The sequence below is a fragment of the Nocardia sp. NPDC087230 genome (assembly GCF_044744725.1).
Lineage (GTDB): Bacteria > Actinomycetota > Actinomycetes > Mycobacteriales > Mycobacteriaceae > Nocardia > Nocardia canadensis.
Window position 1 is genome coordinate 335,031 of record NZ_JBIUYV010000001.1, and the last position, 13,909, is coordinate 348,939.

Genomic DNA, 13,909 nt, shown 5'->3' on the forward strand with positions numbered 1-13,909 from the left:
CCGCTGAACCGGGCGGGCGAACCAGCCGCATCCCAGAAGAGGTGCGCGCATGGGTTCCCCCGCGTCCGTCGTCATCACCGATGTCACCGTCTACACCGAACAGGGCTGGGCGCCCGGCGAGGTCGTCGTCCGCGACGGCGTCGTCGTCGCCCTGCGTGCGGGCCCCGAACACGCCGACCTGCCGCGCTTCGACGGTGGTTCCGGCTACCTGCTGCCCGGCTTCGTCAATACCCACACCCACCTGCAGCAAGCCGTGCTGCGCGGAGTCGGCGAGGGCCTGCCTCTGCTCGAATGGCTGCGCTGCGTAGGCGAATTCACGGTCGCGGCCACCCCCGAGCGGACCTATCTCTCGGCGCTGGCCGGCGGCCTGGAGCTGCTGCGCAGCGGGGTCACCACGGTGGTCGAGCACATGTGGCCGAGCCCGTCGGACGAGATCCACCAGGCGATGATCCGGGCGCTCGACGAGCTCGGCATCCGCGTCGTCCTCGGTCGCGGCCTCGCCGATCGGGCCGACAGCACTCGTAAGTGGGGCCTGGATCCGCGCCTGATGCAGCCGCTGGACGAGGCGCTGGCCCACGTCGACGCCCTCGACAAGCAACTGCTCGGCACCCGCATCAGCACCGCGCTGGCCGTGCCCAACCCCCGCTGCCTGACCCCGGAGGGGATGGCGGCCACCCGCGAGTACGCCCAGGCGACGGGCAAGACGGTGTCGATACATGTTCTGGAGACCACCACCGACGAGGAGATGTGCCGATTGCATGCAGGCGCCGGTGCCGTCGACTACCTCGACGCGAGCGGTTTCCTCTGGGATCGCACGTTGGCGGTGCACTGCGTCAACCTCGACGCCCACGGCCGCGCGCTCTTCGCCGAGCGCGGGGTGGCGGTGTCCTACAACCCGGTCTCCAACATGCGCCTCGGCAGCGGCGTCGCCCCGGTGCCGGAGATGCTGGCCGCAGGCATCGAGGTGACCCTCGGCGTCGACGGCGCCGCCAGCAACGACACCCAGGACATGCTGCTGGCGCTCCGTCTCGGCGCGTTCCTGCAGCGTGCGGCCCACAAACAGGCCGACCTGCTCGGCTTCGCCGACATGCTGCACATGGCCACCGGCGCGGCGGGCCGCGTCCTCGGCAGGCCCACCCGCACCGGCGTCGCCGTCGGCGACCGCGCCGACCTCACCCTGGTCCGCTTCGATCGCGACTTCGCCTGCCTGCCGGTCCTCGACCCCGGCGCCACGCTGCTCACCGCCGCGTCGTCGCGGGTGATCGACACCGTCTGGGTCGACGGCGAGGCCGTGATCCGCGACGGCGTCAGTACCCGAGTCGACGCGCAGGACCTGGCTGCGCGCCTGGTTCGCATGCGCTGATTGTTAATGCGCCAGAAACGAATCACACATTGCATGTAATCCAGTCAATTCACACTGATATTGATCTCAAGTTGCACGCAACATCGACAACCCGTAGGAGAAGGTGATCACGGTGACGCTCTACGACACGGTGAACGACGCCGACGCGAGGACGCTGCTGTCCGGCCTGGAAGTCTCCTTCGCCGGCGTCGGCAAGCGCTTCGGCGGCGAGGAGGGCACGCTCGCCCTGACCGAGATCGACCTCGACATCCGCGAGGGCGAATTCGTCGCGGTGGTCGGCCCGTCCGGCTGCGGCAAGTCGACGCTGCTGCGCCTGGCCGCCGGACTCGAACCGGTGAGCGAGGGCGCCGTCGCGGTCCGCACGGACTCGATCGGCTTCATCTTCCAGGAGGCCACCCTGCTGCCGTGGCGCAAGGTCCGCCGCAATGTCGAGCTCTCGGCCGAACTGGCCGGTGTCGACCGGACCGTGCGCCGCGAACGCGTCGAACGGGCGATCGCGGCGGTCGGCCTGGCCGACTTCGCGAACAAACTGCCCCACCAGCTCTCGGGCGGCATGCGTATGCGCGTCTCGCTGGCCAGGGCGCTCTCGCTGGAGCCACGGCTGATGCTGCTCGACGAGCCGTTCGGCGCGCTCGACGAGATGACCAGGCTGAACATGCAGGAGGAGCTGCTGCGCCTCTACCGCGACAACGCCTTCACCGCGTTGTTCATCACCCACTCGGTCTCCGAGGCGGTGTTCCTCGCCTCGCGTGTGGTGGTGATGTCGGCCCGGCCGGGCCGCGTCCACGAGGTGATCGACGTCGACCTGCCCTACCCGCGCGATCGGGAGCTGCGCTTCGATCCCGCCTTCACCGAACTCGTCTCGCGCATCTCGCGCTCGCTGAAAGAGGCTGCCTGATGGTCAGTATCGCGGCCCGAGCCGTCGCCCCCGCCCGTCCGCGCCCGGCACTGCCGGTGTCGCAGGTCCGCAAGCTCGCCCGCGCCCTCGTCGCGCCGACGGTGTCCATCGCGCTGGCGCTGGCCGCCTGGTACGCGGTGTCGATGCTGGTGCTCAGCGAGGGGCGCCGCTTCCTGCTGCCGCCGCCGCACGTCGTGTTCAGCGAATCGCTCGCCGATCCGGCCAAGCTGGCGGTGATGGCCGAAGCGCTGGCGGTCACCGCCCGGGTGGCGCTCACCGGTCTGCTGATCTCGGCGGTCCTCGGCGTCGCCATCGCGGTGCTGATGAGCCAGGCCAAGCCGATCGAGCAGGTCGTCTACCCGTACGCCGTGGTCCTGCAAGCCATTCCGGTGCTCGCGGTGGTCCCGCTGATCGGGCTGTGGCTCGGCTACGGCTTCGCCGCCCGCACCACCGTCTGCGTGCTCATCGCCATCCACCCGATCATCGCGATGACCCTGTTCGGCATCAAATCCGTCGACGCCAACCTGCAGGAACTGTTCACCCTCGGCCGGGCGGGCAGGCTGCGCAGGCTCTGGTCGCTGCAACTGCCCGCCGCGCTGCCCTCGACGCTGACCGGATTGCGCACCGCCGCCGGGCTTTCGGTCACCGGCGCGATCATCGGCGACATGTTCTTCGCACAGGGCAAACCCGGCATCGGCACCCTGCTCGACACCTACCGCGCCCGCCTGCAATCGGAGGACCTGATCGGTGCGTTGCTGCTGGCCGCGCTGTTCGGCGTGCTCGTGTTCACCGTTTTCACCGTGGTGCAGAAGGTCAGCGTCGGCCGCTGGCACAACTCCGCGCACTAGCTCGTCCCCCTGCACAGAGGATCAACCATGAAGACACTTCCCTTGCGCCGCATCGGCATCGCCGCGCTCGCCGTGCTGCTGGCCGGCGCCGCGACCGCCTGTTCCGACGACGCCACCGACGGTCCCGCCGTCGCGCTGGAACCGGCGCCCGCCGAACAGCAGCTGGCCGGCGCCTGCCCGAGCACCGTCGTCGTGCAGTTGCAGTGGGCGCCCGAGACCGACTCCGGGCCGATCTTCGGCCTGCTCGGTCCCGGGTACAAGGTCGACGCCGACAACAACAAGATCACCGGTCCGCTCGTCACCGACGGCAAGGACACCGGGGTGAAGCTGGAGATCCGGGCCGGTGGTCCGGCGATCGGCTTCCAGACGGTGCCGTCGCAGATGTATGTCGACCAGAGCATCACCCTCGGCCTGGCCCACTCCGAGCACGCCATCGCGGCCGCCGGCCAGCAGCCGATCGTCGCGGTCACCACGCTGCTGCGCAACAGCCCGCAGATGCTGATGTGGGATCCCGGGACCCATCCCGAGTGGCGGGGGATCGCCGATATCGGCAAGTCGGGCAAGCCGATCGTGGTGTCGAAGGGACAGCTGTACCCGGACTGGCTGGTCGCCCGCGGGCTGGTGCAGCAGGGTCAGGTCGACGCCTCCTACGACAACTCCCCATCGCGGTTCGTCACCGATCCGTCCTTCGCCCAGCAGGGCTTCGCCAACGCCGAGCCCTTCACCTACCAGCACGAGGTGCGGGCCTGGAACAAGCCCGTCGCCTATCAGCTGCTCAAGGACGTCGGCTACGAGGGCTATGCCCGCACCGTGAACGTGCGCGCCGACAAGCTGGCCGAACTGCGGCCCTGCCTGCAGAAGCTCGTGCCGATGATCCAGCGGGCGACGGCGCGGTTCGAAGCCGATCCGGCACCGGTGAACGACGTGGTCGTCGACGTGGTGTCGAAGAACCCCAAGCTCACCCCGTACAGCGCCGAGCTGGCCGCCTTCGGGTCCAAGGCCCTCATCGACGGCGGTCTGATCGGCAACGACACCGACGGCGTCCTCGGCAGTTTCGACGAGGCCCGCGTCCAGCGCATCATCGACGAATTCGGACCCATCCTGCGCAAGGGCGGCGCGAACGTGCCGACCGGGCTGACCGCCAAGGACCTGGTCACCAAGGAATTCCTCGATCCCGCCATCTCCGTCACCGGCTAAGGAGCCATCCATGACCACCAGTTACGACCTGTCCGAAGTCTCGCGCGAGAAGCAGATGGGCGGCCTCGGTAAGGAAACCGATGCCCGCGAGATCCGCGTCGTCGACCTCACCGACTTCGAGCACCGCCGCGCCGAGATCACCGAGGAGCTGTGGGCCGCTGCCACCGAGATCGGCTTCTTCCAGCTCTCCGGCCACGGCATCCCGCAGGACCTGATCGACGAGATGTTCGGCGCGACAGCCGATTTCTTCGCGCTGCCCGAGGACGTGAAGGGGCAGTATCCGCTGGTCAAGCAGAACAACGCGGGCTGGGAGAGCCTGAGCCAGGTGCGTCCGTCCATCGGGGTGCCCGACCAGAAGGAGTCCTACCAGATCACCCGTCCGCACATGGACCAGCTCTGGCCCAGCGAGACCGAACTCGCCGGATTCCGGGCCCGTGTCCTCGATTTCGAGGAACGGGCGTGGGCGGTGGCGATGCGCGTGCTGTCCTGCTTCGCCGACCGGCTCGGCCTGCCGCGCGAGCACTTCACCGCCGCCCACGATCCGTCCTCGCCGAACTACCAGAGCGCGCTGCGGCTGCTGCACTACTTCGCGGTGCCCGAGGAGCTGCGCGGTGTCCCCGGGCGCTGGCGGGCCGGCGCGCACACCGATTTCGACTGCCTGACCCTGCTGTTCCAGCGCGACGGTCAGGGCGGCCTGCAGGTGTGCCCCGGCAAGGAGATGCAGGAGCAGGAATGGACCTCCATCACCCCGTCGTCGAGCCTGATCACCTGCAATATCGGTGACATGCTGACCCGTTGGAGCGACGACCTGCTGCCGTCGAACTTCCACCGCGTCCGCAGTCCGGGCGAGGGGGAGTACCAGGGTGAGCGCTACAGCATCGCCTACTTCGCCCAGGCCGACCGCGACGCGATCATCCAGGGCCCGGCGGGCAAATACCCGCCTGTCACCGCCGCCGATTTCCTGGCGCAGCGGGTGCAGGCGAACTACCGGCCCCAGGGATAATCGAGCACCGACACGGAAAGGACCACGGCGATGACCGACGAGAGCTCCGCGCTGCTCGGCCAGTCAGTGCACCGGCAGATCAGGCAGATGGTCCTCTCCGGCGAGCTGGCCCCGGGCCGATCGCTCAGCGTGCCCGCGCTGGCGACCCAGCTCGGGGTCAGCCGCAGCCCCGTCCGCGAGGCGGTGCAGCAGCTGATCTACGAGGGGCTGGCCGTCAGCGCGCCGCACGCGGGCGCCAAGGTGGCCGCCGTCGACGCGGCGCAGATCCGCGATGTCCTCGCGGTGCGCGCCGCCCTCGACGGGCTCGCCGCCGCCGCGGCGGCCACCCGGCTCACCGAAGCGGACCTGGACAAGCTGGCGAGCATCCTCGCCGCCCAGGAGGCCAACCTCGACGACGCCACCGACGCGGCCCGCGACGCCCAGCTCGACCTGGAGTTCCACACTTTCATCCGCGACGCCTCCGGCAACAGCTGCGTCGTCGACGAGCTGGCCCGGCTGGAGGCCAAGGCCCACCTCTACCGCGGCGACCTGTGGTGCTCGGCCCGCAACCGCCGCGTCGCCCTCCGCGAACACCGGCGCATCGTCGAAGCACTCGAATCCGGGCATCCCGAGTCGGCGCGCACGGCCGCCGAGGCGCACGTGCACGGCCTGCTGACCCGCCTGGGCAGGCGGTGAGCGGTCAGCCTGGGCAGGCGGTGAGCGCTCAGCGCGGCTCGCGGTAGGCGGGCGCCTTCGCGGTGCCCGCCGGGGTCAGCGTGCGCAGCAGCGGCATGGTGCGGCGCGCGATCACCGTCGACAGCACGATCACGCTGTGCGACCGCACCACCGAACCGGTCCGGTCGATGCTGAGCAGCACGGCTTGCAGGCCGGCGTGTGAGTCGGCGCCGATCCGGCACAGTACGTCACCGGACCCGGTGGTCGCGTAGGCCTCGAGCACGCCGGGAATGGCCTCGAGCTCGGCGCTGACGGTGTCGAGCGCGCCCTGCGCGATCTCCAGCGTCACGAAGGCCTGCACCTCGAATCCGGCCGCGGTGACGTCGATCTGCGGGTCGTAGGAGGCGATCACCCCCGACTCCTCCATCCGGTTGATCCGGGCCTGCACGGTGGCCCGCGCGACCTTCGTGCGGCGCGAGAGTTCGAGGATTCCGGCCTTCTGATACGTGTGCATCGCGGTCAGGATCGCGAGATCGAGTTCGTCCAGTTTCGCTGGCGTCCGCATCGAGAGACCTCCGTGCCGTGCGCGGTCGAGTGCTATTCAAATTGTCCACCATCGGGGGTGAATCGGTAGCTTCTCGTGTCAGCCTGTTCAGGGTTCTCCGGTGTTGTTGCCTAGGTCGGCCGGGGCGAGATTTCCTTGGTCATGACCATTGAGCAGCAGCTCGTCGGGCTGATCGAGCACGACGACAGCGTCGATCCGTTTCCGGTGATCGGGTGGGACGCGCTGGTGTGGGTCGTGGGTAACGCGACCCAGAGCGCGCACTTCCTGCAGTCGGCGTTCGGGATGCGGCTGGAGGCCTACTCCGGTCCCGAGACCGGCAATCGCGACCACAAGGCGTTCGTGTTGCGCAGCGGGGGAGCGCGCTTCGTCGTGCAGGGCGCGGTCGACCCGGACAGTCCGCTCGTCGCCCACCACGACCGGCACGGCGACGGCGTCGTCGACATCGCGCTCGAGGTGCCCGACGTGGACCGCTGCATCGCCTGGGCCCGCGACCACGGTGCGCGCATCCTGGTCGAACCACACGACGCGACCGACGAATTCGGCACCGTCCGCTCCGCGGCCCTGGCCACCTACGGCGAGACCAGGCACACCCTGGTCGACCGGTCGCGGTACTACGGGCCGTATCTGCCCGGCTATGTCGCGCGCACGTCCACCCATCAGCGGCGCACCGCCCGGCTGTTCCAGGCGATCGACCATGTGGTCGGCAATGTGGAGCTGGGCATGATGGACCGCTGGGTCGACTTCTACCGCAGCGTCATGGGATTCACGAACATGGCCGAGTTCGTCGGCGACGACATCGCCACCGAGTACTCCGCGCTGATGAGCAAGGTCGTCGCCAACGGCAACCACCGGGTCAAGTTCCCGCTCAACGAACCGGCCGTGGGCCGCAAGCGATCCCAGATCGACGAGTATCTCGAGTTCTATCGCGGCCCCGGCGTCCAGCACATCGCCCTGGCCACCGGCGACATCATCGCCACCGTCGACGCCATGCGCGCCGAGGGCGTCGAATTCCTGCCCACCCCCGACACCTACTACGAGGACCCCGAACTGCGCGCCCGCATCGGGCACGTGCGCGTCCCGGTGGCGGAGCTGCAGCGCCGCGGCATCCTCGTCGACCGCGACGAGGACGGCTACCTCCTGCAGATCTTCACCCGACCCCTGGCCGACCGCCCCACCGTCTTCTTCGAACTCATCGAGCGGCACGGTTCACTCGGCTTCGGAAAGGGCAATTTCAAGGCCCTTTTCCAGGCCATCGAACGCGAGCAGGAGGCCCGCGGCAATCTGTGAGTGCCGTTGCTGACAGAAGAACGCGTCGTCGCGCTCATCGATGAATGTCGCCCGCCGATCGATGAGTGCGGCGGAGCGGGCGAGATCGGTTGCGCGTGGGCGAGGTCGCACCATCGGATACGGTCTCCAGCCCGCCCCACTGGGTAGAGTTTCGGCTATGCGGTTCAAACCTGCGGTGGCGATCGGGCTGGCGTGCGTGGCACTGGCTGCCTGCGGGTCGGGCGGCTCCGACGACTCCTCGGGTTCGTCGCGGACGCCACCCAAGGTCGCCGCGCTGGGGCCGTTCGTCGGGGAGTGCGGACATGTCGGTGACGACGAGGTGCGGTCGATCGCCGGTCTCCCGCAGGTCTCGGCGGTGTTCCGCAACGCGGTCGGGTGTAACTGGCAGTCGGCGGGCATCGATTCTTCCGTGGTCACCTTCGCCTCCTACCGAGGTAGTCCGATAGATCGAGAGCGGGCCTGGGTGCAGTCCAAGGACCGCGTCGTCGAGTCGGTCACGGTCCAGGGGCGCACCGGGTTTCAGTCGTACGGAACCAGCTACGGCGCCACCACGTGCGATTTCGCCATCGGGCTCGGCGACGATTTCTTCGAGTGGTCGACCTACGGGTACACGGCCCCCGGGCGTGGCCCGTGTGACGCCGCCCGGCAACTGGCCGAACTGACGTTGGGGAGATTGCAGTGACCGGGACGCGCTCACCTCGGCCGGCCGCGCGCCTCGCGGCGATCGCCGTCATCATCGCCGCCGCGGGCACCGCGCTGGCCGGCTGCGGCCGGACGGTGCCGGGGGCGCCCGCCGCGGTCGGTGAAGGCGGCGGGGGGAGCGCGGTCAACGTCGATTTCGACAAGTTGCTGCGTGAGTGTGAGGTTCTCACCGAGGAACAGATGGCCGAAGCCGTCGGCGGCGACGCGCAATTCAACGACTCCTTCGTCGGAGCCGTGTGCATGTGGGATGTCGTCGGTGCGCCGGGCGGCGGCGCCAAGCTGACTTTGAACTGGTACGAGCACGGCTCGCTCAACGTCGAGCGGCAGACGTATCAGAAGCTCGGCTACAACTCGGCGATCACCACGATCCAAGGGGCGTCCGCGGTCGAGATCCGTCGTCCGGGTGACCCCGACTCCTGTGGTGTCAGCGCCAAAGCCGCCGACGCGGGTGTGGTCGGCTGGTGGATCAACTATCGGGCGGGGTCCGCCCATCCCGATCCGTGCCCGGTGGCGGCCAAGCTGGTCGAACTCACCTTGAACCGAGCCCGCTAGACTCCTGACCAGGTGCCCCGCTTTGACCCTCTGCGGGACACACGGGTATCGTGGATCCCTGTGCCCGGATTGCTACGGGCAAGTTCGTGCGTGAACGTAGGCCAGCGAGAGCGGCCGGTACGTTCCAGCGTGCCCAGAAAAAGGGCCCTGAGCTGCGCGCGACACGCCCGACCGCGGGTAGAGGAAAACACGGTCGGACGTGCGAGTGAAAGCTCGATGAACTGAAGACATGTGTTCTGCCCACCGCAATACAAGCCGCAATTACCAATAAGGAAAGCCGGTCTATGCCAACCATCAACCAGCTGGTCCGCAAGGGTCGCCGCGACAAGGTCTCCAAGACCAAGACTGCGGCCCTGAAGGGGAGCCCGCAGCGTCGTGGCGTGTGCACTCGCGTGTACACCACCACCCCCAAGAAGCCGAACTCCGCGCTGCGTAAGGTCGCGCGTGTTCGCCTGACCAGCGCAGTCGAGGTCACGGCGTACATCCCCGGCGAGGGTCACAACCTGCAGGAGCACTCGATGGTGCTCGTCCGTGGCGGTCGTGTGAAGGACCTCCCCGGTGTCCGCTACAAGATCATCCGTGGCTCGCTGGACACCCAGGGTGTGAAGAACCGCAAGCAGGCCCGCAGCCGCTACGGCGCCAAGAAGGAGAAGAGCTGATATGCCACGCAAGGGCCCCGCACCCAAGCGTCCGCTGATCAACGACCCGGTCTACGGGTCGCCGCTGGTCACTCAGCTGGTCAACAAGATCCTGCTGGACGGTAAGAAGTCCACCGCCGAGCGCATCGTCTACGGTGCTCTCGAGCAGGCGCGTGAGAAGACCGGCACCGATCCGGTCGTCACCCTCAAGCGTGCGCTGGACAACGTCAAGCCCGCCCTCGAGGTGAAGCCCCGCCGCGTCGGTGGCGCCACCTACCAGGTGCCGGTCGAGGTCCGTCCGGGCCGCGCCAACACCCTGGCGCTGCGCTGGCTGGTCAGCTACTCCCGCGCTCGTCGCGAGAAGACCATGGTCGAGCGTCTCGCCAACGAGCTCCTCGATGCCAGCAACGGCCTCGGCGCTTCGGTGAAGCGTCGCGAGGACACCCACAAGATGGCCGAGTCGAACCGGGCCTTCGCGCACTACCGCTGGTGATTGCCGCCCGGCCCGTCGCTAGTGTCGGCGCCGGAAGGCTTTCAGTCGGGACGCGGCACTTCGGTGCCGCCCCCGGCGTTGACATTGTGACGACCCGAACCAGGGTCGTTCCCGAGAATCCCAACTAGCTAACGAGCGGGGAAGATTTCCGTGGCACAGGACGTGCTCACCGACCTGAACAAGGTCCGCAACATCGGCATCATGGCCCACATCGATGCGGGCAAGACCACCACTACCGAACGCATCCTCTTCTACACCGGTATCACGTACAAGATCGGTGAGGTCCACGACGGCGCGGCCACCATGGACTGGATGGAGCAGGAGCAGGAGCGTGGTATCACCATCACCTCCGCCGCTACCACCTGCTTCTGGAAAGACAACCAGATCAACATCATCGACACCCCCGGGCACGTCGACTTCACCGTCGAGGTGGAGCGGTCGCTGCGCGTGCTCGATGGTGCGGTCGCCGTGTTCGACGGCAAAGAGGGTGTCGAGCCGCAGTCCGAGCAGGTGTGGCGTCAGGCCGACAAGTACGACGTGCCGCGTATCTGCTTCGTGAACAAGATGGACAAGCTCGGCGCCGACTTCTACTTCACGGTGCAGACCATCAAGGATCGTCTCGGTGCCAAGCCGCTGGTCATCCAGCTGCCGATCGGCGCGGAGAACGACTTCGAGGGCATCGTCGACCTGGTCGAGAACAACGCCAAGGTCTGGAAGGGCGAGACCAAGCTCGGCGAAGAGTACGAGGTCGTCGAGATCCCGGCCGATCTCAAGGACAAGGCCGAGCAGTACCGTCAGGAGCTGCTCGAGACCGTCGCCGAGTCCGACGAGTCCCTGCTGGAGAAGTTCTTCGGCGGCGAGGAGCTCTCGGTCGAGGAGATCAAGGGCGCCATCCGCAAGATGACGGTCAACTCCGAGCTGTACCCGGTGCTGTGTGGTTCCGCGTTCAAGAACAAGGGCGTGCAGCCCATGCTCGACGCGGTCATCGACTACCTGCCCTCCCCGCTGGACGTCGAGGCCACCACCGGCCACGTGCCCGGCAAGGAAGACGAGCTGGTCACCCGCAAGCCGAACGTCGACGAGCCGTTCGCGGCCCTGGCGTTCAAGATCGCGGTGCACCCGTTCTTCGGTGAGCTCACCTACGTCCGCGTGTACTCGGGCAAGGTCGACTCCGGCTCGCAGGTCGTCAACTCGACCAAGGGCAAGAAGGAGCGTCTGGGCAAGCTGTTCCAGATGCACTCCAACAAGGAGAACCCGGTCACCACCGCGTCGGCCGGCCACATCTACGCCGTGATCGGTCTGAAGGACACCACCACCGGTGACACCCTCTCGGACCCGCAGAACCAGGTCGTCCTCGAGTCGATGACGTTCCCGGACCCGGTCATCGAGGTCTCGATCGAGCCCAAGACCAAGTCCGACCAGGAGAAGCTCGGCACCGCGATCCAGAAGCTGGCGCGCGAAGATCCGACGTTCTCGGTCAAGCTGGATGCCGAGACCGGCCAGACCGTCATCGGCGGCATGGGCGAGCTCCACCTCGACATCCTCGTCGACCGCATGAAGCGCGAGTTCAAGGTCGAGGCGAACGTCGGTAAGCCGCAGGTGGCCTACCGCGAGACGATCACCAAGCCGGTCGAGAAGCTCGAGTTCACGCACAAGAAGCAGACGGGTGGCTCCGGCCAGTTCGCGAAGGTCATCATCGCGGTCGAGCCCTTCGTCGGCGAGGACGGCGCGCACTACGAGTTCGAGAACAAGGTCTCCGGCGGTCGCGTGCCCCGTGAGTACATCCCGTCGGTCGACGCGGGTGCCCAGGACGCCATGCAGTACGGCGTGCTCGCCGGCTACCCGCTGGTGAACCTGAAGGTCACCCTGCTCGACGGCGCGTACCACGACGTCGACTCCTCGGAAATGGCGTTCAAGATCGCGGGCTCGCAGGCCCTCAAGGAAGCGGCCCGTAAGGCCGGTCCGGTGATCCTCGAGCCGCTCATGGCGGTCGAGGTCATCACGCCCGAGGATTACATGGGCGACGTGATCGGCGACCTCAACTCCCGCCGTGGCCAGATCCAGGCCATGGAGGAACGCAGTGGTGCCCGTGTCGTCAAGGCGCTGGTTCCGCTCTCGGAGATGTTCGGTTACATCGGTGACCTGCGGTCGAAGACCCAGGGCCGCGCGAACTACTCCATGGTGTTCGCCCAGTACGCGGAGGTTCCGGCCAACGTGTCCAAGGAGATCATCGCCAAGGCGACCGGCGAGTAATTCGCTTGCCGGGGCCAAGTACGCTTGGCCCCGGCAACCGGGCGTCAGCACGACCCCCCTTAATAACCGCACTGCTGCAAAAAAGCACGCACTAACTAGTCCAGGAGGACAACAGTGGCGAAGGCGAAGTTCGAGCGGACGAAGCCCCACGTCAACATCGGCACCATCGGTCACGTCGACCACGGCAAGACCACGCTGACTGCGGCGATCACCAAGGTGCTGGCTGACAAGTACCCGGATCTGAACGAGAGCTTCGCTTTCGACCAGATCGACAAGGCGCCGGAGGAGAAGGCTCGTGGTATCACGATCAACATCTCCCACGTCGAGTACCAGACCGAGAAGCGCCACTACGCGCACGTCGACGCCCCGGGCCACGCCGACTACATCAAGAACATGATCACCGGTGCCGCCCAGATGGACGGCGCGATCCTGGTCGTGGCCGCCACCGACGGCCCGATGCCGCAGACCCGTGAGCACGTGCTGCTCGCCCGTCAGGTCGGCGTGCCCTACATCCTGGTCGCGCTGAACAAGTCGGACATGGTCGACGACGAGGAAATCCTCGAGCTCGTCGAGATGGAGGTCCGCGAGCTGCTGGCGTCGCAGGAATTCGACGAGGATGCCCCCGTCGTGCGCGTCTCCGGCCTGAAGGCCCTCGAGGGCGACGAGAAGTGGGCCGAGTCCATCGTCGAGCTCATGGCTGCCGTCGACGAGTCGATCCCGGACCCGGTCCGTGAGACCGAGCTCCCCTTCCTGATGCCGGTCGAGGACGTCTTCACGATCACCGGTCGTGGCACCGTCGTCACCGGTCGCGTCGAGCGCGGCATCATCAACGTGAACGAGGAAGTCGAGATCGTCGGCATCCGTCCGGACAAGACCAAGACCACGGTCACCGGTATCGAGATGTTCCGCAAGCTGCTCGACCAGGGCCAGGCGGGCGACAACGTCGGTCTGCTGGTTCGTGGCATCAAGCGCGAGGACGTGGAGCGCGGCCAGGTCGTCGTGAAGCCGGGCACCACCACCCCGCACACCGAGTTCGAGGGCCAGGCGTACATCCTGTCGAAGGACGAGGGCGGCCGCCACACCCCGTTCTTCAACAACTACCGTCCGCAGTTCTACTTCCGTACGACTGACGTGACGGGCGTTGTGACCCTGCCTGAGGGCACCGAGATGGTCATGCCCGGTGACAACACCGAGATGTCCGTCAAGCTGATCCAGCCGGTCGCCATGGACGAGGGCCTGCGTTTCGCGATCCGTGAGGGTGGCCGCACCGTCGGCGCCGGTCGCGTCACGAAGATCATCAAGTGAGTCTGTAGACCCACTGACACCGCAACGGCGTCGCTCCCCCGGGAGCGGCGCCGTTCGGCGTTTCCCGGGGCTGTCGCGTGGCCGCAGCACCAGTGATCCAGCGCGGCGGCCAGCGACGAGATCGCCATGACCTCCGGGGTCATCGCGGGGC

14 protein-coding genes are annotated in these 13,909 nt (G+C 67.6%); 13 read left to right on the forward strand and 1 reads right to left on the reverse strand.

Features of this window, described 5'->3' with window-relative positions; translation table 11 throughout:
• Nucleotides 1–49 precede the first annotated feature (49 nt).
• The 6 genes from ACIO52_RS01780 (at nucleotide 50) to ACIO52_RS01805 (ending at nucleotide 5,984) form a co-directional block, all read left to right on the forward strand.
• The gene (locus ACIO52_RS01780) at nucleotides 50–1,363 is read left to right on the forward strand and encodes an amidohydrolase family protein (RefSeq protein ID WP_402640744.1); all 1,314 of its coding nucleotides are present in this window, start codon (nucleotides 50–52) and stop codon (nucleotides 1,361–1,363) included.
• A gap of 112 nt (nucleotides 1,364–1,475) precedes the next feature.
• Nucleotides 1,476–2,261 (forward strand): ABC transporter ATP-binding protein, encoded by a 786-nt coding sequence (locus ACIO52_RS01785; RefSeq protein WP_316576160.1) that lies wholly within the window; start codon nucleotides 1,476–1,478, stop codon nucleotides 2,259–2,261.
• Nucleotides 2,261–3,109, forward strand: a complete 849-nt coding sequence (locus ACIO52_RS01790; RefSeq protein WP_218719642.1) for an ABC transporter permease — start codon at nucleotides 2,261–2,263, stop codon at nucleotides 3,107–3,109. Before ACIO52_RS01785 ends, ACIO52_RS01790 begins: the two co-directional genes overlap by 1 nt.
• Before the next feature lie 27 nt (nucleotides 3,110–3,136).
• Entirely contained in the window at nucleotides 3,137–4,306 is a 1,170-nt protein-coding gene (locus ACIO52_RS01795; protein WP_402640748.1) for a nitrate ABC transporter substrate-binding protein, read from the forward strand.
• A 10-nt stretch (nucleotides 4,307–4,316) separates the two neighbouring features.
• Entirely contained in the window at nucleotides 4,317–5,309 is a 993-nt protein-coding gene (locus tag ACIO52_RS01800; protein ID WP_316576158.1) for a 2-oxoglutarate and iron-dependent oxygenase domain-containing protein, read from the forward strand.
• A gap of 30 nt (nucleotides 5,310–5,339) precedes the next feature.
• Nucleotides 5,340–5,984, forward strand: a complete 645-nt coding sequence (locus ACIO52_RS01805; protein WP_402640751.1) for a GntR family transcriptional regulator — start codon at nucleotides 5,340–5,342, stop codon at nucleotides 5,982–5,984.
• 28 nt (nucleotides 5,985–6,012) lie between these two features.
• Here the strand turns inward: ACIO52_RS01805 and ACIO52_RS01810 are convergent, their stop codons facing one another.
• Nucleotides 6,013–6,528 carry an Lrp/AsnC family transcriptional regulator gene (locus tag ACIO52_RS01810; RefSeq protein ID WP_218719646.1) on the reverse strand — a complete coding sequence of 172 codons (516 nt, stop codon included), beginning with the start codon at nucleotides 6,526–6,528 and terminating at the stop codon, nucleotides 6,013–6,015.
• Between the two features lie 141 nt (nucleotides 6,529–6,669).
• Here ACIO52_RS01810 and hppD point away from each other — a divergent pair, with 141 nt between their 5' ends.
• From hppD to tuf, 7 genes are all read left to right on the forward strand, one after another.
• Nucleotides 6,670–7,815 carry a 4-hydroxyphenylpyruvate dioxygenase gene (gene hppD, locus ACIO52_RS01815; RefSeq protein WP_218719647.1) on the forward strand — a complete coding sequence of 382 codons (1,146 nt, stop codon included), beginning with the start codon at nucleotides 6,670–6,672 and terminating at the stop codon, nucleotides 7,813–7,815.
• Nucleotides 7,816–7,972: 157 nt separating this feature from the next.
• Nucleotides 7,973–8,497, forward strand: a complete 525-nt coding sequence (locus tag ACIO52_RS01820) for a DUF3558 domain-containing protein (RefSeq protein ID WP_218719648.1) — start codon at nucleotides 7,973–7,975, stop codon at nucleotides 8,495–8,497.
• Entirely contained in the window at nucleotides 8,494–9,069 is a 576-nt protein-coding gene (locus tag ACIO52_RS01825; protein WP_308248558.1) for a DUF3558 domain-containing protein, read from the forward strand. Before ACIO52_RS01820 ends, ACIO52_RS01825 begins: the two co-directional genes overlap by 4 nt.
• Nucleotides 9,070–9,353: 284 nt before the next feature.
• On the forward strand, nucleotides 9,354–9,728 hold the full coding sequence (gene rpsL, locus ACIO52_RS01830; protein WP_019049359.1) for a 30S ribosomal protein S12: 375 nt from the start codon (nucleotides 9,354–9,356) through the stop codon (nucleotides 9,726–9,728).
• Nucleotide 9,729: 1 nt separating this feature from the next.
• Nucleotides 9,730–10,200 (forward strand): 30S ribosomal protein S7, encoded by a 471-nt coding sequence (rpsG, locus tag ACIO52_RS01835; protein WP_019049358.1) that lies wholly within the window; start codon nucleotides 9,730–9,732, stop codon nucleotides 10,198–10,200.
• A 150-nt stretch (nucleotides 10,201–10,350) separates the two neighbouring features.
• Nucleotides 10,351–12,453: an elongation factor G gene (gene fusA, locus ACIO52_RS01840; RefSeq protein WP_218719649.1), complete on the forward strand. Its 2,103-nt coding sequence runs from the start codon at nucleotides 10,351–10,353 to the stop codon at nucleotides 12,451–12,453.
• A gap of 114 nt (nucleotides 12,454–12,567) precedes the next feature.
• Nucleotides 12,568–13,758 (forward strand): elongation factor Tu, encoded by a 1,191-nt coding sequence (gene tuf, locus ACIO52_RS01845; RefSeq protein WP_218719650.1) that lies wholly within the window; start codon nucleotides 12,568–12,570, stop codon nucleotides 13,756–13,758.
• Nucleotides 13,759–13,909: the final 151 nt, after the last annotated feature.